Annotated in this window: 14 protein-coding genes and 1 pseudogene; 12 read left to right on the forward strand and 3 right to left on the reverse strand. The window is 65.1% G+C overall.

Annotated features, from left to right (window positions below; all coding sequences use genetic code 11):
• Nucleotides 1–63: 63 nt before the first annotated feature.
• Nucleotides 64–1788 carry an ABC1 kinase family protein gene (locus KWO_RS02015; protein ID WP_017112900.1) on the reverse strand — a complete coding sequence of 575 codons (1725 nt, stop codon included), beginning with the start codon at nucleotides 1786–1788 and terminating at the stop codon, nucleotides 64–66.
• Between the two features lie 240 nt (nucleotides 1789–2028).
• Here KWO_RS02015 and KWO_RS02020 point away from each other — a divergent pair, with 240 nt between their 5' ends.
• Both KWO_RS02020 and KWO_RS02025 read left to right on the forward strand, forming a co-directional pair.
• Nucleotides 2029–2970 carry a DUF808 domain-containing protein gene (locus KWO_RS02020; RefSeq protein ID WP_010367950.1) on the forward strand — a complete coding sequence of 314 codons (942 nt, stop codon included), beginning with the start codon at nucleotides 2029–2031 and terminating at the stop codon, nucleotides 2968–2970.
• Between the two features lie 161 nt (nucleotides 2971–3131).
• Nucleotides 3132–4520, forward strand: coding sequence for a glycoside hydrolase family 10-like protein (locus tag KWO_RS02025; protein WP_010367952.1), 1389 nt, complete (start codon nucleotides 3132–3134; stop codon nucleotides 4518–4520).
• Here KWO_RS02025 and KWO_RS02030 read toward each other — a convergent pair.
• Entirely contained in the window at nucleotides 4517–6148 is a 1632-nt protein-coding gene (locus KWO_RS02030; RefSeq protein ID WP_010367954.1) for a GGDEF domain-containing protein, read from the reverse strand. The genes KWO_RS02025 and KWO_RS02030 overlap by 4 nt on opposite strands.
• A gap of 484 nt (nucleotides 6149–6632) precedes the next feature.
• Between KWO_RS02030 and glgA the strand changes: the two genes are divergently transcribed.
• From glgA to KWO_RS02070, 8 genes are all read left to right on the forward strand, one after another.
• The gene (gene glgA / locus KWO_RS02035; RefSeq protein ID WP_017113739.1) at nucleotides 6633–8216 is read left to right on the forward strand and encodes a glycogen synthase GlgA; all 1584 of its coding nucleotides are present in this window, start codon (nucleotides 6633–6635) and stop codon (nucleotides 8214–8216) included.
• A complete protein-coding gene (locus tag KWO_RS02040; RefSeq protein WP_010382012.1) occupies nucleotides 8213–10444 on the forward strand; it encodes a 1,4-alpha-glucan branching enzyme in 2232 nt (743 codons plus the stop codon). Before glgA ends, KWO_RS02040 begins: the two co-directional genes overlap by 4 nt.
• A 2-nt stretch (nucleotides 10445–10446) precedes the next feature.
• Nucleotides 10447–12204, forward strand: coding sequence for a malto-oligosyltrehalose trehalohydrolase (gene treZ / locus KWO_RS02045; protein WP_010382014.1), 1758 nt, complete (start codon nucleotides 10447–10449; stop codon nucleotides 12202–12204).
• Nucleotides 12201–14150 carry a 4-alpha-glucanotransferase gene (gene malQ, locus KWO_RS02050; protein ID WP_010382015.1) on the forward strand — a complete coding sequence of 650 codons (1950 nt, stop codon included), beginning with the start codon at nucleotides 12201–12203 and terminating at the stop codon, nucleotides 14148–14150. The genes treZ and malQ overlap by 4 nt, the downstream gene beginning before the upstream one ends.
• Complete coding sequence (gene treY, locus KWO_RS02055) at nucleotides 14147–16753, forward strand: malto-oligosyltrehalose synthase (RefSeq protein WP_010382018.1); 2607 nt, start codon at nucleotides 14147–14149, stop codon at nucleotides 16751–16753. Before malQ ends, treY begins: the two co-directional genes overlap by 4 nt.
• A 22-nt stretch (nucleotides 16754–16775) precedes the next feature.
• Nucleotides 16776–16961, forward strand: coding sequence for a DUF2934 domain-containing protein (locus KWO_RS02060; protein ID WP_008575499.1), 186 nt, complete (start codon nucleotides 16776–16778; stop codon nucleotides 16959–16961).
• A 114-nt stretch (nucleotides 16962–17075) separates the two neighbouring features.
• Complete coding sequence (glgX, locus tag KWO_RS02065) at nucleotides 17076–19238, forward strand: glycogen debranching protein GlgX (RefSeq protein WP_010382022.1); 2163 nt, start codon at nucleotides 17076–17078, stop codon at nucleotides 19236–19238.
• A 16-nt stretch (nucleotides 19239–19254) separates the two neighbouring features.
• Nucleotides 19255–19887 carry an NAD(P)H-binding protein gene (locus KWO_RS02070; RefSeq protein WP_017112904.1) on the forward strand — a complete coding sequence of 211 codons (633 nt, stop codon included), beginning with the start codon at nucleotides 19255–19257 and terminating at the stop codon, nucleotides 19885–19887.
• 526 nt (nucleotides 19888–20413) lie between these two features.
• Here KWO_RS02070 and KWO_RS02075 read toward each other — a convergent pair.
• A pseudogene (locus tag KWO_RS02075) lies at nucleotides 20414–21171 on the reverse strand (SDR family NAD(P)-dependent oxidoreductase).
• A 378-nt stretch (nucleotides 21172–21549) separates the two neighbouring features.
• Between KWO_RS02075 and KWO_RS02085 the strand changes: the two are divergent.
• Together KWO_RS02085 and KWO_RS02090 are read left to right on the forward strand one after the other, a co-directional pair.
• Nucleotides 21550–22959 (forward strand): FAD/NAD(P)-binding protein, encoded by a 1410-nt coding sequence (locus KWO_RS02085; RefSeq protein ID WP_026113209.1) that lies wholly within the window; start codon nucleotides 21550–21552, stop codon nucleotides 22957–22959.
• Between the two features lie 346 nt (nucleotides 22960–23305).
• On the forward strand, nucleotides 23306–23737 hold the full coding sequence (locus tag KWO_RS02090; RefSeq protein WP_026112367.1) for a VirK family protein: 432 nt from the start codon (nucleotides 23306–23308) through the stop codon (nucleotides 23735–23737).
• Nucleotides 23738–23858: the final 121 nt, after the last annotated feature.

Below are 23858 nucleotides of genomic sequence, written 5' to 3' on the forward strand. Positions count from 1 at the left end.
ATGATCCGAGGTACTTGACCGCTGCCGACCAAAACACCCGGATGCTGCCACTACGATCAGCCGCTAACGATGCCCACGCTCTTCGCGCGCACGCACGCGGCGGTCGAACAGCAGCGCGCTGACCACAATGCCCAGCCCCAGCACGACGCCGAGCAGGAACAGCACCATCGCAATCGCCGGATACCCCCACAGCTTCAAGCCGGTTTCGATGCGCATCATCTGCGCCGAGGCCATGATCAGCGCGGCAGTCACGATGCCGGCCGCAACGCGGTTGGCGATCTTCTGCAGGCTTTCCATCAGGTGCGATTCTTCCAGCCCGGTGACGCGAATCTGCAGGCGGTTTTCCGCAGCCAGCGACAGAATCTCCGACATGCGGCGTGGCCCTTCGCGCACCAGATGCTGCAGTTCCATCGCCTCGCTGGCCAAATTGGCGGCAGACAGCGATTTTTTCAGACGTGCCCGCATCACGTGCTGCAGATGGCGCTCGACGATGCGGCGCGTATCCATATTGGGCGACAGGGCGCGGCACACGCCTTCCAGATTGAGCAGCGTCTTGCCAAGCAGACTCAACTCCGGCGGCGTGCGCAAACCGGTCGAGGTAGCGATGCGCACAAGATCCAGCACCACGCGGCCTTCGGAAGTGGCGTCGTGCGCGGCATAGCGCGCGATCATCTGCCCGGTTTCGCGCTGGTAGCGCTCTTCGTCGTAATCCTCCAGTCGCGTGCTGAGCGCAATGGTCTCTTCAGCCACTTCTTCGCCGCGCCCATCGACCGCGGCGAACAGCAGCTTGAGCAAGCGCTCCCGCAGGCGCGGCGGCACATGCGCCACCATGCCCAGGTCGAAGATGGCCAGGCGCCCGTCCTGCAGCACGCGCAAGTTGCCTGGATGCGGGTCGGCGTGTATTTCGCCATGCACGAACATCTGGTCCAGATAGCCTTTGACCAGCTCTGCCGCCAGGTCGTCCATCGGCTGTTCGGTGCGGCGCAGACCGGAGATCTTGTCCACGCGCACGCCTTCGGCCAGCTGCATGGTCAGCACCTTGCGGCTGATCAGGTCCCACACCGGTTGCGGCACCCACAGCAACGGGAACGGCTTGAGATGCTTGCCGAAGCGCACCAGGGTTTCGGCTTCGTCTTCATAGTTGAGTTCGGCGCGTAGCGTCTTGCCGAATTCCCCCAGCCAATCGGCAAAGCGCACACGCCGGCCGATGCCGGTGAGGCGGTCGGCGGCAGTGGCGAAGCTCTTGAGCACGTCCAGGTCCGAGCGCACCTGCGCGGCCACTTCGGGCTTCTGTACCTTGATGGCCACCGGCGTGCCATCGCGCAACGCGGCGCGGTGCACTTGCGCTAGCGAGGCGCAGCCCAGCGGGACAGGGTCGAAATGCGAGAACGCCTTGTTGACCGACACCCCGAGTTCTTCTTCGATGATCTGGCGGATGCGCTCCACAGGCACCGAGCTGGTGTTCTCCTGCATGCGCTCCAGCGCGGTGGCGAACTCCGGCGGCACGATGTCCGGCCGGGTGGACAGCATCTGGCCCAGTTTGACGAAGGTGGGGCCAAGCGATTCCAGGTCGGAGACGAACTGGTCCGGGGTGCCTTCCGCGGGCACTTCGTATTCGTTGATGGCCGCCGGGTCCAGATTCATGCCGGCGAACACACCCGAGCCGCGATAGCGCAGCAGCAGGCGCAGGATTTGCGTGCGCCGGCTCATGCCGCCCACCATGGCGTGATCTGCCGGGCCTGTGGCCTTGGCCGGTGCGCGGTGCGGGTCGTTCCGACTCAAGGCCATCTCCGGGGCGTCATGCAGGCGGCGAGTGTGGCCAGCGGCGGGTCGTCGCGTGGTGAATCCGAGTGCGCCTGCACCATGCAGGCACGCCTGCCCAAGGCCGGCGCGACCGACCGCAAGCGCACACGCGGCATGCTGGCATCGCCCCGGCAACGGCACGCATCAACCGCACAATGGCTGCTCATCACCCCACACGGGCGCCGAATCGGCGAGAATTCACGCATACCCAAGAAGGATCTCTGCATGGCCGGTGCCAGCCTGTTCACCCTGCTCGACGACATCGCCACGCTGCTGGACGACGTTTCCATCCTGACCAAGGTTGCGGCCAAGAAGACCGCCGGCGTGCTCGGCGACGATCTGGCGCTCAACGCGCAGCAGGTGACCGGCGTCACTGCCGACCGCGAGTTGCCGGTGGTGTGGGCAGTGGCCAAGGGCTCGTTGGTGAACAAGATGATCCTGGTGCCGGCGGCGCTGGCGATCAGTGCGCTGGAAGCTTGGCTGCGCGGGCGCGGCTACAACGTGCCGCTGGTGATGCCGTTGATGATGATCGGTGGCGCTTATCTGTGCTTCGAGGGCGTGGAAAAGCTGGCGCACAAGTTCCTGCACAACGACGAGGAAGAAGCGCAGCGGCATGCCGAGCGCACCCGCGCGCTGGCCGACGAGAGCGTGGACGTAGTGGCGCTGGAAAAGGACAAGGTGAAGGGCGCGATCCGCACCGATTTCATCCTCTCCGCAGAGATCATCGTGCTCTCGCTTGGCGTGGTCTCCGCCGTGTCGTTCGGGCAGCAGGTGGCGGTGCTGGTGGCAATTGCGTTGGCGATGACCATTGGCGTGTACGGCCTGGTCGCGGCGATCGTGAAGCTGGATGACCTGGGTCTGTACCTGACCAAGAAAGGCGCCGCGCTGGCCGCCTTTGGTCGCGGCATCCTGGTGGCGGCGCCGTGGCTGATGAAGTTCCTGTCGGTGGCCGGCACGCTGGCGATGTTCCTGGTCGGCGGCGGCATTCTGGTGCACAACATCCCGGCGCTGCATCACCTGGTGCTGGATCTGGCCAAATCCGCCGGCGGCATGAGCTGGCTGGTCGAAGCGCTGGGCAACATGCTGGTCGGCGTGGTGGCCGGTGCGATCGTGCTGGGCGCGGTGATGCTGTTTCAGAAGCTGCGCGGCGGCAAGAACGTACAGTGATCTTGTGCCTTAAGCGAAGTGATGTGCATGCTGCCGATCGCGCGTCTGCGTTTGCCTGTGGTGCTTGTTAAGCTTGCGACAGATCATGTGTGGTCTGAGCTGATTGCGCTGGCATTGCCCTCTGTCCGACCGGTTTGGCCGGTTCCCAGGACAGACAACCGATGGGGTGCAGCATGCAGGAGAGGGTCAACGGTCGCGGTCATGCAGGCGGATCTGCGCCTGCATCCGCGCAGGCAGACGTGGCGAAGGCAGCCAATGGCGCGCACGCCGAACCGATCCACGCGGGTGCAGTGATCGGTCGCAGGCGCTTTCTGAGTTTGGGGGCAGCGGCAATTGCGGCGAGCACGACCGGTGCCCCGGCGCGGGCAGCTCTCCCCGGGAAACGCCAGATGCGGGCCACCTGGGTGACGAGTGTGCTCAATCTCGATTGGCCAAGCGCGGCGTCCTCGCGGATGGTCGACCCGGTCGCGCGTGTCATGGCCCAGCAGCAGGAATTGCTGACCATTCTCGATCAAGCCCAAGCGCTGCATCTCAATACGCTGGTCTTCCAGGTCAAGCCATGCGCCGATGCGCTCTACCGATCAAGGATCCTGCCGTGGTCGCAGGTGCTGACGGGCGTGCTCGGGAAAGACCCGGGTTTCGATCCATTGGCATTCTTGCTCAGCCACGCACATGCACGTGGCATCCAGGTCCATGCTTGGCTCAATCCTTACCGTGTTTCGACCGACATCAGCCAGGCCACGCTGGAGATGTTGAGCGCTGCGGCAAGCGATTCGCCACCCAGCGTGTATGTGCAGCATCCCGAGTGGGTGGGCGTGGCCGCCGACCGGCTGGTGCTTGATCCGGGCATTCCGGCCGTCCGTCGCTGGATCTGCGCCGTCGTTGCGGAACTGATTGTTCGTTACGACGTGGATGGTGTGCAGTTCGATGATTATTTCTACAGCGAAACCGCCCAGTCGCCACTGGACGATGCTCAGACCTACGTGCGCCACGGAGCAGGTTTCGCCGACAAAGGCGACTGGCGACGCGACAACACCTATCGATTGATCCGCGATGTGGGCAGGACTATTCGGGCGATCCGGCCAAGCGTGGCTTTCGGGGTCAGTCCGGCAGGCGTATGGCGTAATCGGCAGGACGACCCGCGCGGATCGGACACGCAGGCAGGCGCGCCCTCGTTCGATGTCGCCTATGCCGATACCCGACGCTGGGTGCGCGAAGAGCTCATCGATTACATCGTCCCGCAGATCTACTGGCCGTTTGCGCGGCAGATTGTGCGTTACGACGTCATCGCGCGCTGGTGGGCCGACACCGTCGGCACCGGGCGTGTGCAGCTCTACATCGGCATGGCGCTTTACAAGGTGGGTACACCCAATGCATTGGAGCCGGACTGGACTGTCGCAGGCGGTGTGCCCGAGATCGCCCGCCAGTTGGACCTCAATGCTGCCTTGCCGCAGATACGCGGTTGCATGCTGTTCCGCCATGGATTTCTTGCCCAGCCCCAGACCGCACAGGTGGTGGATTACCTGAAGCTGCGTTGGCAGGGCGATTAACCGGCGTTGATCACCCGGTTCTTGCCGGCCGACTTGGCGTCGTACATGGCGCGGTCGGCGCGGCGGATGACCTCGTCCTGCGTCTCGTCGGTATTCCGTAGCGCCACGCCGGCGCTGAAGCTGATGAACACGCGCACGTCGTCATGCAGCAGCGAGCGTTGCGACAACGCGCGCTGCAGGCGGATCACCGCCGCGCTTGCTTCGAAAATGGTCGAGTCCGGCAGCAGCAATACGAATTCTTCGCCGCCGAAGCGGGCAATGGCGTCGGTGGTGCGCAGCACCGCCTTGGCCACGTCCACGGTGTGACGTAGCGCGGCGTCGCCACCGGCATGGCCGTGGGTCTCGTTGAGGCGACGGAAGTCGTCCAGGTCCAGCATCGCCACGCACAGCGGCTGGCCGCTGCGCTGGGTGCGCACCGCCTCGCGCTGGAACAGTTCTTCGAAGCCACGTCGGTTGAGCGCGCCGGTGAGCTGGTCTTCGCGCACCAGGCCGGCCACATCCTTGAGCTCCTGTTCGAGCGAGGCGATGCGTTGTTCGGAATCTTCCACCTGCCGACGTGCCGAAAGTAGTTCGTCGCGCGCTGCCAGCGCCTGCGCCTGCACACCGGCGGTGTCTTGCAGCAGATCCTGCAGCAGCCGGTTGAGGTCGGGAATGCCGCGCGCGTCGCCGATCGCCTGCGAATAACCGGCAACGCGGTCGTGGTATTGCCCGGTGCTGGTGGCCATGCCATCCAACCGGTCGACGAAGGACACCATCATTTCGCGCATGGCAGTCTTGGATTCTGCGATGCCCTGCTTGAGCAGGCCTTGCTTGTAGATCACCTCACGCAAGGTGCCGCGTGCCTGCTCGATGGAGCTGACGTCCAATGGGCCGGAAATCAGCTGCCGCACGACCGAGATCTGGCCTTGCAGCCAGCTGCGATCATCCAGGAGTTCGCCGACGTTCTCTAGCAACAGGTCGAACAAGCCAAGTAATAAGTTCTGTTGCTCACTGGCATCTTCAGCACGTAGGCCAATCTGATGGCTGAGCTCGCGCAGGCGCTGTTCCAGCGTGATCAGCTCGTGTCCCGGGCGCCAGTGGCGCAGTGCCGATGCCAACGTCTGCGCTTCTTCGGCCAGCTCCGGGCTGCGTTGCAACAGCGTGGCCAGGGCGTTGCCCAGCGCGTGGCGCAGCAGGTCGCACAGCTGCTCGGCCTCGGTGCGGCCTTCGGCCAGCGAATCGCCGATATCGATGGTGCGGATGTATTTGTCGATCAGCTGACGCAAGGCACGGCCATAGCCAGGCCAGTCGCCCGCTGCATACGCCGCGCCCAGGCGCACGCCCATGTCGCCGAGCTCGCCGTGCAGGCTGGCGATGCCTTCGGCGAAGGCCAGCAGCAGTGCCTCCGGATGTGCGGCATGCGAAAACAGCCGCATCAGCAATGCCGTAGCGGCGGCGGGATCGTGTGCGCCGGACTTGGCTTTGGCCGGCACCAGCTGATGCGCGGCCAGGCCTTGCCCGCTGCGTTCGCCGTTGATCACCGTGGGCAGCGTGGTTGCGGAAGGGCGCGCGGTGTCCGTGCCGCCCCAGGGCAACAGGCGGCGCAGCCCGCCACGTGGACGGCTTGGGTGATCGGGCTGGTCTGCCATGCGCCAGGGTCTCAAAAGGTCTTGTGCTGACGATCGTTATCGGCGCGCAGACGGGGTGCTTGAGCAAGCCGGGCCGCAGCGCAATGGCGGCGTGAGGGCGATAGCGAAGCCAGGTCGCGATAAGCGATGCAGGGCGCCACTGAACGAGTTACTCATATGACGGCGAACACGGCTGAAATTTCCCGCATCCAGTGCATATCACTGCCTACGCACCGATACGGGGATGTTATCGCACTGCAATGTGGCACTTATGCCTGTGCACATGCGCAATTGTGCTTAACGGAATGTGGGTTGTCGCAGAAAAGTCAGCACGTGTTCACGCATATTTTATTTGGTCGGGGTGTAGATTCATCAGCAAGGACAACGTGGAGTACGCGCGTTGCCCCCGCTCCTCATTCGTAGCAAGTCGTCTGGCTGAATCGGCAGACGGCGGTTTTCGCTTCGCCGTTTTTCCGTCTCCACCCACCTTAACGACGGATGTTTGATGCTTGCCATGATGCCGCTTCACGCTACCACCGCACGTTTAGAGCGCAGCACGATGCTCCCGACTTTGAAGAAAAGCGGGCGACCGCGCGATGCGCGTGGCCGTTTCATCCGTCACCACGAGCGCTTGCCAGTGTCGTTGGCAGACACGCGTGGCGCCTTGTTCGTGGTGTCGGAGATGGCGGACTTCATCAAGGCCGGCGGTCTGGGCGATGTCGCCGCTGCGCTGCCGCGCGCGCTGCGCCATCGCTACGACGTACGTGTGCTGATCCCCGGCTACCGCGCGGTGCTCGAGCGTGCCGGCAAGGTGGAGATTGTTGGCCGCGTGTTGGCGCATGCCGCGCTGCCGGCCTGTGACATCGGCCGCATCGTGCAGTCTGACGGGCTGCCCATCTACATCCTGCTGTCCAAGGAACTGTTCGAACGCGACGGCTCGCCGTATGTGAGCACCAGCGGTTCGGAGTTCGAAGACAACGCGATCCGCTTTGCCACCTTGTCGCATGCTGCCGCGGAAATTGCCGCCGGCCATGCCGGGCTTGGCTGGAAGCCGCGCCTGCTGCATCTGAACGACTGGCCGTGCGCGCTGGCGGCCGGCTACGTGCGCTGGTCCGGCGGCACCACGCCGTGCCTGCTGACCATCCATAACCTGGCCTATCAGGGTCTGGTGCCGTATTCGATGGCCGCCGCGCTGGGCATTCCCGCCGAGCGGGTGGCCGAGCTGGAGTTCTACGGGCAGATGTCGTTCCTGCGCGGAGGCATCGTCAACGCCGACCACGTCAACACGGTCAGCGTCAGCTACGCCAAGCAGATCACCGGCCCGGCGCAGGGCTGCGGGCTGGACCGGCTGCTGGCCGGCCGCGCCGCCAAGGGCGCGCTCACCGGCATCGTCAACGGTATCGACGCCAGCTGGGACCCGCGCACCGACGAATATCTGGATTCGCACTTCAGCGTGAACCAGTGGCAGGGCCGTCAGGACAACGCGGCGCAGGTGCGCAAGGCGTTCGGGCTGCGTGAAAGTACCGGCCCGCTGTTTGCGGTGGTCTCGCGGCTGGTGCACCAGAAGGGCCTGGACCTGATCTGCGAGGTTGCCCCGCAGATCGTCGCCGCTGGCGGCCAGATTGCGGTGATTGGCGGCGGCGAGCCGGAGATCGAGCGCCAGGTGGCCGAGTTGACCCGGCGTTATCCGGGCCAGGTCGGTGCCTTCATCGGCTTCGAGGAAGGCCTGGCGCGGCGCATGTTCGCCGGTGCCGACTTCCTGCTGATGCCATCGCGCTTCGAGCCCTGTGGCCTGAGCCAGATGTATGCGCAGCGCTTCGGCTGCCTGCCGATTGCGCACGCCACCGGCGGGCTGATCGACACCGTGGACGACGGCGTGACCGGCTTCCTGTTCCAGCACGCCAGCGTCGAGGCCTTGCGCCGCTGCCTGGAGCGCGCCTTCCGCACCTTCCGCTTGCCTAGCCTGCTGTCCGCGATGCGGCGCGCAGCCATGCTGCGCCCCAGCGGTTGGGACGTGGCGGGCAAGAAATATCTCTCTCTCTACGAACGCACCGCTGCAACCGCGCCTGCGCTTGCGACGGTGTCATGAGCGAACGGCAGGGCGGGCAGGAGCAGGGCACCGAAGCAAACGGCGTGACCACGGAAGGGAACTCGGAGATGTTGCAGAGCCTGCACGCGCTGGCGGATGGATTGCCGGCCGACGCCTTTGCCGTTCTTGGGCCGCATCCGCTCGCCGATGGCCGCCGTCAGGTGCGTGTGCTGGCGCCGGGCGCCGAGGCGATGGGGTTGATCGACGCGCGCGGCAAATTGCTGGCACGCATGCAGCCCAGCCCGATCGATGGCGTCTTTGAAGGCACGCTGGCGATCGAAGGGCCCTACCGGCTACGGATCGTGTGGCCGGACATGGTGCAGGAGATCGAAGACCCGTACGCGTTCGCGGCCACGCTGGACGAATCGCTGTTGCTGCAGATCGCTGCCGGCGACGGCCAGGCCTTGCGCCGGGCGCTGGGCGCCCAGCATGTGCAGTGCGGCGATGTGCCCGGTGTGCGTTTTGCAGTGTGGGCGCCGCATGCGCAACGCGTGGCCGTGGTTGGCGACTTCAACGGTTGGGACGTCCGCCGGCACCCGATGCGGCAGCGTATCGGCGGCTTCTGGGAACTGTTCCTGCCGCGGGTTGAAGCTGGCGTGCGCTACAAGTACGCCGTCACCGCAGCCGATGGCCGCGTGCTGCTCAAGGCCGACCCGGTGGCGCGGCAGACCGAATTGCCGCCAGCCACCGCGTCGGTGGTGCCGGGCACGGCCACGTTCGCGTGGACCGACGCGGCCTGGATGGCCAAGCGCGATCCCAGCGCCGTGCCGGCGCCGCTGTCGATCTACGAAGTGCACGCCGCTTCTTGGCGCCGCGATGGGCATAACCAGCCGCTGGATTGGCCGACCCTGGCAGAGCAGCTGATTCCTTACGTTCAGCAGCTCGGCTTCACCCATATCGAATTGTTGCCGATCACCGAGCACCCGTTCGGCGGTTCCTGGGGCTATCAGCCGTTGGGCCTGTATGCGCCCACCGCCCGCCATGGCAGCCCGGATGGGTTCGCGCAGTTCGTGGATGCCTGCCACCGCGCCGGCATCGGCGTGATCCTGGACTGGGTCAGCGCGCATTTCCCCGATGACGCACATGGCCTGGCGCAGTTCGACGGCGCCGCCCTGTACGAACATGCCGATCCGCGCGAAGGCATGCATCGCGACTGGAATACGCTGATCTACAACTACGGCCGGCCGGAAGTGACGGCCTACCTGTTGGGCAGCGCGCTGGAGTGGATCGACCATTACCACCTCGACGGCCTGCGCGTGGATGCGGTGGCTTCGATGCTGTATCGCGACTATGGCCGTGCCGAAGGCGAGTGGGTGCCCAACGCGCATGGCGGCCGCGAGAATCTGGAGGCGGTGGCGTTCCTGCGCCAACTCAATCGCGAGATTGTCGCGCAGTTCCCCGGCGTACTGACCATCGCCGAAGAATCAACCGCCTGGCCGGGCGTGACCGCGGCGATCAGCGACGGCGGCCTGGGCTTTACGCACAAATGGAACATGGGCTGGATGCACGACACGCTGAGCTCTATGCAGCGCGATCCAGCCGAGCGTGCACAGCACCACAGCCAGCTCACCTTCGGGTTGGTGTATGCTTTCGATGAGCGGTTTGTGTTACCCATCTCGCACGATGAAGTCGTGCACGGCACCGGTGGTCTGCTCGGGCAGATGCCAGGCGACGACTGGCGCCGCTTCGCCAACGTGCGTGCGTATCTGGCGCTTATGTGGGCGCACCCGGGCGACAAATTGCTGTTCATGGGCGCCGAATTCGGCCAGTGGGCAGATTGGAACCACGACCAGTCGCTGGACTGGCATCTGCTCGATGGCGCGCGCCATCGTGGCGTGCAGCAGCTGGTGGGCGATCTTAACGCCGCGCTGCGCCGCACTCCCGCGCTGTATCGCGGGACCCATCGCGCCGAAGGCTTCGACTGGAGCGTGGCCGACGATGCGCGCAATAGCGTCTTGGCCTTCATCCGCCACGATCCTGCTGGCGGCGCCCCATTGCTGGCGGTGAGCAACCTCACCCCGCAACCGCATCACGGCTATCGCGTGGGGGTGCCGCGTGCCGGCATCTGGCGCGAGATCCTCAACACCGACAGTGCCCATTACGGCGGCAGCAACCTCGGCAACAGCGGTCGTCTTATGACCGAACCGATGGGCATGCATGGGCATGCGCAACGCCTGCGCCTGACCCTGCCGCCGCTGGCCACGATCTATCTGCAAGCGGAGAAATAACGATGAACCAGCGCAATGCAATCACACCGGCCTGGGGTGCCTGGCCGGCGGGTGAGGGTCAGGTGCGCTTTGCGCTCTGGGCTCCGGAAGCCAAGAACGTGGACGTGGTCTTCGACAACGGCGCGCGCAGCGCGCTGCAGGCGGGACAGGACGGTTTTTTCAGCACGGTGATCGACTGCGCGCCCGCTGCACGCTATCGCTACAGCGTCGACGGCGGCGAGCCAGTCCCGGACCCGGCATCGCGCTGGCAACCCGAAGGCGTGCACGGCCCCAGCGCGGTACAGCCAACCGATGGCTACGGCTGGCAACACACCCAGTGGCAGGGGCGGCCGTGGGACGAGGCGGTGATCTACGAAGTGCATGTGGGCACCTGCGGCGGCTATGCCGGCGTGCAGGCACAACTGCCGCAGTTGGCGGCGATGGGTATTACCGCCATCGAGCTGATGCCGTTGAGCGCGTTTCCCGGCGCGCACAACTGGGGCTACGACGGCGTGCTGCCGTATGCACCGGTGGAAGCCTATGGCACCCCGGACGAGTTGAAGGCGCTGATCGATGCCGCGCACGGGCATGGCTTGATGGTGTTGCTGGATGTGGTCTACAACCACTTCGGCCCGGACGGCAATTACCTGCACAGCTATGCCGCGCCATTCTTCAACGAAGACAAGCCCACCCCGTGGGGCGCGGCGATCGATTTTCGCAAGCCGCCGGTGCAGCGATATTTTCTTGATAACGCACTGATGTGGCTGCACGAATACGGCTTCGATGGCCTGCGCCTGGATGCGGTGCATGCGATCTCGCCGAATGCATTTCTGGACACCTTGCGCGAAGCCATCGAAGCCAGCTTGCCGGCTGGCCGTCATGTGCATCTGGTGCTGGAAAACGAGGCCAATCAGGCCTCGCAATTGCAACGTGGCTACACCGCGCAATGGGACGACGACTTCCACAACGCCTTGCATGTGCTGCTGACCGGCGAAGAAGAAGGCTATTACGCTGCGTTTGCCGACAAGCCGACCGAGCATCTGGCACGTGTGCTTGGCGAAGGCTTTGCCTACCAGGGTGAGCCCGATCCGCGCGGGCATGTGCGTGGCGAACCCAGTGGCGCGTTGCCGCCGCATAAATTCGTGATGTTTGCACAGAATCACGACCAGATCGGCAACCGCGCCCGCGGCGAACGGTTGAGTGTGCTGGTGTCGCAGCAACGCTTGCGTGCGGCCTTGGCGTTGACCGCGCTCACGCCGATGATTCCGCTGTTTTTCATGGGCGAACCGTGGGGCGCCAAGCAGCCGTTTCTATTCTTCACCGATTTCGGCCCGCCGTTGGATGAGGCGGTGCGCGAAGGGCGCCGGCGCGAGTTCGCGCACTTCGCTGCGTTCGCCGACGAAGCCCAGCGCGCCACCATTCCCGACCCGAACAGCCATTCCACGTTCGCGGCATCGCGTTCGCCGATCGCCGACGCAGCGCATGGCGACGGCGCGCAGTGGGCAGCCTGGTTCAAGGCATTGCTGGATGTGCGTCGCCAATGGTTGGTGCCGGGCTTGGCGCAAGCGCGCGCTGTGCGTGCCAGCGTGCTGGCCAATGGCGCAGTGACGGCCACGTGGGAACTGCCGGATGGTCTGTGGCACATCGCCTTTAACGTGGGCACCCAGGCAGTGCCGATGCCGCCGCTGCGCGGACGCGTGGCGCATGTCGAAAACGGTGCGGCCGACGCGCAGGAACTGCCGGTCGATGGCTTCATCGCCTGGCACGAGGCACAATCATGAGTGCGCCCGCTTCGGGCAATGAGGATCTCAATACCCTGGCCGCGGCGGCCGGGGTGATGGTGGATTGGGTGGATGCCAGCGAACAGCCGCGGCAGGTGTCCGAGCAATCGGTGCATGCCGTGCTCACCGCGTTGGAATTGCCCGCCGCCACCGCCGCGCAACGCGCCGACAGCCTGCGCCGTTGCCAGGCGCAGGCCGCCGAGCCGGCACCGCTGCTGACCGTGCAGGTGGGTGAGCCGCTGCCACTACGCGTGGCGCCCAATGCCAGCGGCCGCTGGACCGACGACAGTGGTGCCAGCGAAGCCGCCCATGCGGATGCGCAAGAGCAAGTGCGTGCCCCGCAGCGCTTCGGTTACTGGACGCTGCAGATCGGCGCGATGACCCAGCAGGTGGCAGTGGCGCCGCTGCGTTGTTTCAGCGTGGCCGATGCCTGCGGCCAACCATCCCCGCGTGCCTGGGGCATGGCGTTGCAGGCGTATTCGGCACGCAGCCTGGACGACGGTGGCATCGGCGATGCCGCCGGCACCGTGGAATGGTTGCGGCACGCGGCCTTGGCCGGCGCCGACGCCTTGGCACTGAGTCCGGTGCATGCCTCGCGCCCGGTAACGGGTGGCTACAGCCCATACTCGCCCAGTGATCGGCGCTTTCTCGATCCATTGCATGCCGCGCCGGTGCGCATCCTGGGCGAACTGGCGCTGGATGCAATCAACGAGGTGCCCGGACTGCGCGAACGTTTCGATACCTTGCACAACGGCGCATTAATCCATTGGCAGGCCTCGGCGCACGCCAAGTGGGAATTGCTGCGCCACCTGTACACGCGTGTTGCGCCCGATCACGCCGACCTGGTCGCATTCCGCACTGCAGGTGGCGCGGCACTGGAAGGCTTTGCACGCTTCGCCGCGCAGGATTTCGGCGACAACGATCCGCAGCTGCACGTGTTCACGCAGTGGCTGGCAGCGCGCAGTTGGTCCGATGTACAACGCGAGGCACACGAGCGCGGCATGAAGCTCGGGTTGATTGCCGATCTGGCGGTCGGCTTCGACCCCAACGGCGCCGAAGCCGCTGCCGCAGCCGACACCGTGTTGCGCGGCCTGGTGCTGGGCGCGCCGCCGGATGCCTTCAATGCCGATGGTCAGCATTGGGGCATCGGTGCGTATTCGCCCGCCGCATTGCGACGCAGCAGCTACGCGCCGTACATCGCGCTGTTGCGTGCGGTGCTGCGCGACCGCGGCGGTATCCGCATCGATCACATCCTGGGCCTGATGCGGCTGTGGGTGGTGCCCGATGGCGCCAGTTCCAATGAAGGTGCGTATCTGGCGTATCCGCTGCACGATCTGCTCAACTTGCTCGCGCTGGAATCGTGGCGGCATCGCGCGATTGTTATCGGCGAGGATCTGGGCGTGGTGCCGCCAGGCATCCGCGAAGAACTGTCGCGGCGTGGGGTGATGGGCATCGATGTGTTGATGTTCACCCGCGATGAGGACGGCGCGTTCGTCTCGCCGGCGCTATGGCGGCCGGATGCGATCGCCACCACCACCACCCACGATCTGCCCACGCTCACTGGCTGGCGCGAGGGCCGGGATATCGACTGGCGGCGCAAGCTGGAATTGATCCAGCCTGCGCAGGCCAGCGACGATGCTAAGGCGCGCAGCAAGGACGTGGCACGGCTGGAGGCGGCTGTCGAACACGCCGGCCTGAGCAGTGCGCACGACCCACTGCTGGGCGCGCTGCGGTTCACCGCCACCAGCGTTTCGCCACTGGCTTTGTTGCCGGTGGAGGATGCGCTGGCGCTGGACGAACAACCCAATCTGCCGGGCACCGTCGAGGTCCATCCCAACTGGCGTCGACGCCTGCCCGATCCTTTGCCACATGCGCGCCTGAGTTCGGCGCTGCAGGGCTTTGCCGAGGCGCGTCGCGTCGCGGCCGTTTCGGAACCGCATCCATGATCGATCTACGCGCCACCGCCCGCCTGCAGCTGCATGCCGGTTTCACCTTGCACGACGCGCTCGCGCAGGTGCCGTATTACGCCGGGCTGGGCATCAGCCACCTGTATCTGTCGCCGATCGGCACCGCCGTGCCGGGCTCCACGCACGGCTACGACAACATCGACCCCACCGTGGTCAATCCTGAACTCGGCGGCGAAGACGCGTTGGTCGCACTCTCGCAAGCCGCGCGCGAACACGGCATGGGCCTGATCGCCGACATCGTGCCCAACCACATGGCCACGCATGCGCAGAATGCGTGGTGGTGGGACGTGCTGCGCAACGGCCGCAGCGCCAAGCATGCCGACTGGTTCGACATCGATTGGCGCGCGCCGGGACGCGACGGCAAGTTGTGGCTGGCCGTGCTGGACCGCCCGTATGCGACAGCACTGGCCGAAGGCCTGATCACGCTGGTGATCGAAGACGACGGCAGCGCCGCGTTGGCGCATTACGACCAGCGCTACCCGATTCGTCCGCAGACGATGGAGATCCCCGAAAAAGCCGCACGTGCGCAGTGGCTGCGTGACTACAACGACGGCGCCAAACGCGGCGATGGCCGCCTGCACAAGTTGATCGAACGCCAGCCATATCGCTTGAACTGGTGGCGCGTGGGCAACGACATGCTCAACTACCGTCGCTTCTTCGACATCACCTCGCTGGTGGCGTTGCGGGTGGAATTGCCGGCGGTGTTCGATGCAGTGCACGCGTTGCCGCTGCGGTTGGTGGCCGAAGGCCATCTGGATGGCTTGCGCATCGACCACGTGGATGGGCTCACCGACCCCACCGGCTATGTGCGCAAGCTGCGTAGCCGGCTGGATGCAGCCGGCCGCACGCGTGGCCTGAAGCCCGGCACGCTGGGCCTGTATTTGGAAAAAATCCTTGCTCCCGGCGAGCACCTGCCGGCCGACTGGCCGTGCGATGGCACCACCGGTTACGACTTCATGGACCAGGTGGGCGGCCTGCTGCATGACGCGGCCGGCTTCAAGCCGCTGGCGCGTGCCTGGCAGAAGGTGAGCGGGCGCAGCGGCGATTTCGCGCAGGAAGAACGCAGCGCCCGCGATGAAATCCTGCGCGGCCCGCTGCAGACCGAATTCAATCGCGCCGTTGGTGCATTGTCGGCGTTGGCGCGACTGGATCCGCCCACGCGCGAGTTCAGCCCGCAGATGCTGGCGCGCGGCTTGTGCGTGTTGCTGCGCTGGTTCCCGGTGTACCGCACCTATGCCGGTGCGAAGGGCATCACCGGTAGCGATGCGGAGCGTTTGCGCGCCACCGCCGTAAAGGCGCGCGAGGGCATGCCGGAATCGATCGTGGCGGCCGTGGACGCGATCGAGCGCTGGTTGCTCGACGATGCCGGTGCCGACCGTGCGCAGATCGCGTTGCGGCGCATCCTGCGCCGTCGTGTGGAACAGCTGTCTGCACCGCTCAATGCCAAATCGGTGGAAGACACCGCGTTCTACCGGCATGGCGTACTGTTGTCGCGGAATGAAGTCGGCAGCCATCCGACGCATTTCGCCAACGAAGCCGCCGAGTTCCACGCGCAGAATAGCGAGCGCGCCAAACGCTACCCGCGTGCATTGCTGGCCACGGCCACCCACGACCACAAGCGCGGCGAAGACCTGCGCATGCGGCTGGCGCTGCTGTCCGAGCAGCCGCGCTGGTGGGTGGAGCAGAGCGCGCAATTTGATGCGCTGGCCGAAGCGCTGGAATCACCGGCCCTGGCCGGTGGCGACCAGCAGATGCTGTGGCAGACCTTGGTGGCGGCGTGGCCGCTCGGCCTGGGCGCCGATCAGACCGAGCCGCTTGCCGACTACGCCGAGCGCATCGCGCAATGGCTGCTCAAGGCGGTGCGCGAAGCCAAGCTGCACACCAGCTGGACCGATGGCTCGCCGGCCTATGAGCAGGCCGTGCAGGCCACCGTGGAGCAGGTGCTGTGCAGCCGTGCCGGGCTGCCGCTGCGGCGCGCGCTGCTGCGCGCCAGTAACCACATTGCCGCCGCTGGCGCGCGTAACGGACTGGTGCAAACCACCTTGCGCCTGACCGTGCCCGGCGTGCCCGACCTGTATCAGGGCACCGAAGGCTGGGATCTGTCGTTGGTGGACCCGGATAACCGCCGCCCGGTCGATTACGCTCAGCGCCAGCAATGGCTGCAGCAGGCACGCGACTTCACCGGGTTGCTGCGCAGCTGGCGCGATGGCGCGGTCAAGGCGCGTCTCACGGCACTGTTGCTGCAGCTACGTCGCGAACATCCTTTGCTGTTTGCGAAGGGCGACTATCAGCCTTTGAACGTGGTCAGTGGCGGTGCACAGGTGCTGGCATTCCGTCGCCAGTACCGCGGGCAGTCGCTGGTGGTGGCCGTCACGCGGCTGGGCGCTGGCGCTGAGGGCGAGGGCGATCTGCCGTTGCTGGTGGCGCCGGCCACTTGGGGTCAGGCATCGTTGGCATTGGGCGAGGGCACATACCGTAATGTGCTCGACGGCAGCACGCTGCAGCCACAGCGCGGCCGTGTTGAGCTATCCACGCTGTTTGCGCGTGCGCCGGTGGCAGTGTTGCTGTCCCAAGACAATTGACCCCCCGAGAGAAACGTACGCAATGAATGACATGGAACGGCAGGCGCGGCTTGCCCAGTTGGCGCGGGAGATTTGGGAGGCGGAGGGCCGCCCGGACGGGCACGCAGACCGCCATTGGGCCATGGCCGAGCGGCTGGTGGAGGCCGAAGAGCGCGCCGCCGAACAGGCCGCCGAGTACGCGGCTACGCCCATCGCTGCACGTCAGTAACGCTGCGTCTGGCAACGTGCATGGCTCGGTCTGCGGGCTGGCCCATGTGCTGCGGATCGCTGCGCCAGTGCAAAATCGCGCACCGTTTGCGTTCACCGTTCTAAGGAGTCACCGATGGCCACTCGCAAATTCACCCAGCGCTCGCGCATCCGCGAAGGCCGTCCCAACGCGCTCGGCGCCACCTGGGACGGGCTAGGCGTCAACTTTGCGCTGTATTCGCGCAACGCCACGAGGGTGGAGCTGTGTCTGTTCGACGAACGCGGCCGCGAACAGGAGCGCATCGCGCTACCCGAATACACCGACGAGGTCTGGCACGGTTATCTGCCCGACGCACGGCCCGGCCAGTTGTACGGCTATCGCGTGCATGGGCCATACGCGCCCGATGCCGGACATCGCTTCAACCACAATAAATTGCTGCTGGACCCGTACGCCAAGCAGATCGTCGGCGAACTCAAATGGGCACCGCACCTGTTCGGCTATACCATTGGCCATCGCGACAAGGACCTGAGCTTCGACCGCCGCGACAGCGCCGCGTTCATGCCCAAGTCCGCGGTGATCGACCCGGCCTTCACCTGGGGCCAGGACCGCCCGCCGCAGACGCCCTGGAACCGCACGGTGATCTACGAAGCGCACGTGCGCGGCCTGAGCATGCTGCACCCGGCAGTACCGCCGGAAGAGCGCGGCACTTTCTCGGCGCTGAAAACCGACGAATTGATCGACCACATTAGCTCGCTCGGCGTCACTGCAGTGGAATTGCTGCCGGTGCATGCGTTCGTGGACGACCAATATCTGCTGGAAAAAGGCCTGCGCAATTACTGGGGCTACAACACGCTGGGCTTCTTTGCGCCGCAGGCGCGTTACATGTCCACGCGCACCGTGGCCGAGTTCAAGCAGATGGTGGCGCGGCTGCATCACGCCGGCCTGGAAGTGCTGCTGGACGTGGTCTACAACCACACCGCCGAAGGCAATGAGCTCGGCCCCACGCTGTCGTTCAAGGGCATCGACAACGCCAGCTATTACCGCCTGGCCGACGATCGTCGCTTCTACATCAACGACACCGGCACCGGTAACACCTTCGATCTCACCAATGTCGGCGCGTTGCGCATGGTGATGGATTCGCTGCGTTACTGGGTGCAGGAAATGCACGTTGATGGCTTTCGCTTCGATCTGGCCAGCATCCTCGGCCGCGAGCGTTACGGCTTCGATCCCTCCGGCAGTTTTCTGGATGCGGCGCGCCAGGATCCGGTGCTCAGCCAGACCAAGTTGATCGCCGAGCCGTGGGATATCGGCCCCGGTGGCTATCAGGTGGGCAACTTCCCGCCTGGCTGGGTGGAATGGAACGACAAGTTCCGCGACAACGTGCGCGCGTTCTGGCGCGGCGACGGCGGCCAGCTGGCCGAATTAGCCACGCGCCTCACCGGCTCTGCGGATCTGTTCAATCACAGCGGCCGCCGGCCGACCGCGTCGGTCAATTTCGTCACCGCGCATGACGGCTTCACTCTGCGCGATCTGGTCAGCTACGAAGGCAAGCACAACCTCGCCAACGGCGAAGATGGCAGGGACGGCAGCGACCACAACATCTCGTGCAATTACGGCGTGGAAGGCGAAACCAACGACCCGACCATCAAGCAGCTGCGTCGCCAGCAGATGCGCAATCTGCTCGCCACCTTGCTGTTATCGCAAGGCACGCCGATGTTGCTGGCCGGCGACGAATTCGGCCACAGCCAGAACGGTAACAACAACGCGTATTGCCAGGACAACGAGCTGACCTGGATCGACTGGACCGCCGCCACCAGGGCTGCCGCCGCCGACCAGGCTGCCTTCGTGCGCCGACTGATCCGCATCCGCCAGCGCTACCCACTGCTGCATCGCGCGCGTTTTTTCGACGGCAAGTTCGACGAGGCGTTGGGCCTGAAAGATCTCACCTGGTTGGCACCGGACGGCCACGAGATGGACGAAGCCGGCTGGCACGACCCGGAAGCGCGCGCGCTGATGCTGCGCCTGGATGGCCGCTCGCCGACCACCGGCCTGCGCGAGATCGCGGCCAATGTGACGCTGCTGATGTTGATCAATGCCGCCTCCACCAGCGTGTCGTTCACACTGCCGGCCATGCACGATGAACACTGGCGCGTGCTGGTGGCCACCGCGCGCCACGGCGGCCGCGTGGTGGCCGGAGGTAGCGAATGGAAGGCACCGGCGCATTCGCTGACGCTGCTGGCAGTGGAGCGCGACCGCATCATCAGCAGTGCGCGGATCGTCTCCGAAGGAGCACGTTGATGGCGAGGATGGCCTGATGGATGTCTTGTTGGCAGGGGCGACCGGCCTGGTCGGCAAACACGTGCTGCAGCAATTGCTGGCCGATGCGCGATGCACCGGCGTGGTCGCGCTCACGCGGCGTCCGCTGGCACAGATCCACCCCAAGCTGCGCAACCAGGTCATCGACTTCGAACGGCTCGAGCACTGGACCGCACCACGCATGGAAGCGGCCATCTGCGCCTTGGGCAGCACCATGAAACAGGCCGGCTCGCGCGAAGCGTTTTATCGCATCGACCATGATTACCCGATGGCCATCGCACGCGCAGCCTGCGCGCAGGGTACATCGGTTTTCGTGCTGAACTCGGCGGCCGGCGCCAATGCGCAATCGCGCATCTTCTACAGCCGCGTCAAAGGCGAGCTGGAACGCGATCTGCGCGAGATCGGCTTCCCCTCGCTCACTTTCGTGCGCCCTGGCCTGATCGGCGGCGAACGACAAGAACGCCGCACCGGCGAGCACGTTGGCAGCATTGTCCTCGGCGCACTGGGCCCGATCCTACCCCGGCGCTTTCGCATCAATCCGGCCGAACGGATTGCCGCAGCGATGGTGACTGCCGCGCTGGCACCGGCGCGTGGTGAGCACAACGTTGAGGCGGCGGAGTTGGTTGGGTAGCCCCGAAGCCAAGGAAGCGCTGGTGCGAAGATTGGCGTGCCAGATGAGTGGCGCGATAGGGCTTGAAAGTGGCGGCGCAACCTGGATTTTCGTTGCCGAGATGCAGGACGTGTCCGGGCCTTGAAGTATCCTCATCCGGTGCAGGTTTGCCAGAAGGAATGGCCATGCAGAGTTTGATCAGACGAACGCTGGCTTTGGTGATCGACGAATGGCGGAGCTGCAGCGTGCCGCTGCTAAATGCGGCTGCAAGTAATGACGATTGAGGTGATTGCCAGGATCGTGTTTGTGGCAAGCGCAATGGCATTCGCGTCCTTATGGTGTGCTTCCTTGTCGTTCTCGTCGCATGTGGTCTCGATCAAGCGGATAAAGTGTGGAACGGAATTTATCAAGTAATTGCTTGGCTAGTTGCGCTATTGATTTGCTGCAAATTCTTTTGTGAATCAAAGACGCCTTAGGGCATTGAATTCTTGCTGAGCACATCTTGGGAGCCGTTAGCTCTTGCAGTTACAGCGAGTGAGTCAGCATCTCATCCGCCCAACGACTGCCCGCCATCAACCGCCAGCACTTGCCCGGTGATCCAGCTCGCCTGTGGCGATGCGAGAAACAACGCGGCATCGGCGACATGCTGCACTTGTCCGAATCCGCCGAACGGAATGCTGTCGCGGATGCGTGCATACAACTCCGGTTCCTCGCGACGGCGTTTGTCCCACAGGCCGTCGGGAAACTCGATCGATCCAGGCGAGATCGCATTGACGCGGATGCGCTCTCGCGCCAGTTCTGCGGCCAGGTAGTGGTGTAGTAGTTCAGCGCGGCCTTGGCGGTGGAATAGGCGATCGCACGCGGGGTGGGGCGTTGTGCGTTGATCGAGCTGATGTTGAGGATCACCGCCGCATCGCTGCTGCGTAGATACGGTAGCGCGGCGCGATTGCAGCGCACTGCGGCCATCAGATCGATATCCAGTCCGGCCTGCCAGCTGGCATCGTCGTTGCCATGTCCGAAACCGGAGGCGTTGTTGATGACCACGTCCAGGCCACCTAGCGCCTTTGCTGCGGCGTGCACGTAGGCGTCGATCTGCGTGGCGTCCGCCAGGTCGCAGGGCTGTATGTGCACCGGGGCGCCATGTGCTGCCAGTGCGTCTGCCGCCTGTGCAAGTCCGGCGGCATTGCGTGCGCAGATCGACACCTGCGCGCCGTTGCGCACGAAGCCTTCTGCGATTGCCAGGCCAATGCCACGGCTGCCGCCAGCGATCAGGACACGTTGCGGGCGAACTGCGGAGTGGGACATGGCGGGTGCTCGATTTGGAAACCTGCATTATCAGACAGCTGGGCGATGCACGGTCGCTGCGTGCATTGCTGACTCCTGCACGTCTACGAAATCTGTCCGTCTTTGACTTACACGAATAAGTCGGCCAGGGCACAGACCGGGTGCCGCATTGCGCAGCGCCTAACAAAACAAGCACGCACAGACCCACGCACCACCATCCAATGCAGTCGCGCCTGCTGTCATATCGCTGCCATCTGCAACGGCCGTTGCCTGCGCCGTAAGCCTCATCACTGCCAGCGATCAGCTCATGCGTTTTTGATTGCTCATGGCTAACCAAACGTTTACACACCGGCGGCGCGCTGCGGGCACAACGTGCGAGTCATTCAGCGGGATGTACACATGGAAACCCATATCACCGTCATCGGCGCCGGCTTCTGCGGCACCGCGCTGGTCCGTGCACTGGCGCAGAAGGCCGATGCGCAGGTGCGCATCACCCTGGTCGGCGTGGCCGAGACCTTTGGCAGCGGGATCGCCTATGGCGCAGCGCGGCCAGAGCATCTGCTCAACGTGCGAGCCAAGGATCTGGGCATCGACGCACAGGCGCCTGGCGCCTTCGCCGACACCCTGCATCTGGGCGACGGCGGGCGTTTGGAATTCTTGCCGCGGCTGGCCTATGGCGACTACCTGCGCAGCGAACTGGATGCGGCGGTGAGCTGCGCGCAAGCCTCGATCATGCGACTGTCGCAAGAAGCGGTGGCGGTGGAGCGCGTGCGCAAGGGCTTCCGCGTGTTTCTGGCCAATGGCGATGCGTTTCAGAGCGATCGCGTGGTGCTGGCGGTCGGCGCGTTGCAACCGCAGGCGCTGGCGGGTATCGGCCCGCGCTTGAGCGTGCATCCGCGCTATATCGGCTGGCCGTGGCAGGGCGATGCGTTGGCGCGGTTATCACCGGACGACGATGTGCTGATCGTCGGCACCGGGTTGACCATGGTGGACGTGGCACTGACCTTGCACACGCGCGGGCATCGCGGCCGGTTGCTGGCGATTTCCCGGCGTGGGCTGGCACCGCAAGCGCATCTGCGCCAGCCCGGCGCGCCACTGGAATTGCCGCCGCATCTACAGCGTGCGCTCAAGGACGCCGATCTGCGCGGCCTGTTGCGCGGGGTACGTCAGCTCAGTGCGGTGGTCGACGATTGGCGTCGCGTGGTGGATGCGCTGCGCCCGCATCTGCAGCCGCTGTGGCAGCGCCTGGAACTGAGCCAGCGTGCGCGCTTCCTGCGGCACCTGCGCCCGTACTGGGAAGTGGCCCGCCATCGCGTGGCGCCTGGTGCCGCCGAGCAGCTGGCGCAATTGCAAGCGTCGGGCCAGTTGCAAATTGTGTCTGCACGCTTGCTGCGTGCGCGCTGGGTGCCCGATGGCGTGGAAGCGGTGATCCGCCCGCGCGGCTCTGCTGATGCGCAGACCGGTCACTACGATGCAGTCATTCGCGCCACGGGCTTGGATACCGACATCGACCGCACCAGCGACCCTTTGATTGCCGGCATGCGCGAAGCCGGTCTGCTGCGCGCCGATCCGTTAGGCCTGGGCGTGGACACCGATGCGCAACTGCGCGTGCGCGATGGCGCCGGGCAGATCGTGCCGGGGCTGTATTGCGTAGGCCCGCTATTGCGCGGGCGCTATTGGGAAATCACCGCGGTGCCCGAGTTGCGCGTGGCCACGCGCGCATTGGCCGACCGGCTGCTGTTGGGTGCAACGCCTGCGTTACAGTCGACGCCTGAGCAGGTGCCGCGCGAGGTCAATACGCGGTTGTAGGTGCGGCGGTTCGTTAAGTTTTTGCGGTGGCGTAAGTGCTTGCCTGTTTTTCATCTGGACCGAAAGTGTGTGCAAAGCGCGGACGAGGATGCGCGTTGCCTCGCATGGTCTGCGAAGATCTTGATCGCGTCTCGAACAGCGTATGCCCGCTCGCTCAGAGCCGATCTTTCGCGATGCGCTGAGTGATACACAGAATGCGGATCTGTGCACGGCGTTCGCCAGGCAGCGCAATCATGCCGCGTAATGCGTAGTGTCGCGCGCTCATGCAGGACGGAGTGGGTCATGTTGGCGGTCTGGGCGCATGCAAGCCCAGGCCGTCGCATCCCGTTATTTGCCGGAGTTCGCCATGCCACGTCTTGTTTCTATCGCAATGCTTACCACGCTATGCGCGTGCGCGCTGCCCGCGCTGGCCAGCGAATCGCTTAAGAGTTACAACGAAGTGACCGCCGCGCTGGACGCCGGTTACGACGTCAGTGTGAGCACCGACCTTGCACGCTGCGCGCCCGAAGAAGGTACGCCGGTCACCCAGACCCGCGGCGGCCGCCATATCGATGCCTACCGCATCACCGCGGACGGCACCGTGGCATTTTCGGATGCGCATTTCACCGTCGCCAACGACGGCAAGCCGATCCAGCAATTCATGCGCTACCAACTGCGCCCGGATGGCAGCCTGCGCTTCACCACCTACATGTATGACCTGCCGGGCCTGCAGCAACGTGGGCCAGTGCTGGCGTATCAATGCAAGCTCAATGAAGGCGTTCGTTTCCACGCCGATTGAGCGCATCGGGTGTCTGCGATGCCATCACATGCATGGCATCGCAGCATTCGAAAAGCGTGTCGGCACCTGCACAAGCCGCGTGGCATGGGCTACGGCAGGGCGACTGGCGCAGGACTGCCTG

The organism is Xanthomonas vasicola pv. musacearum NCPPB 4379, assembly GCF_000277895.2.
GTDB classification, from domain to species: domain Bacteria; phylum Pseudomonadota; class Gammaproteobacteria; order Xanthomonadales; family Xanthomonadaceae; genus Xanthomonas; species Xanthomonas vasicola.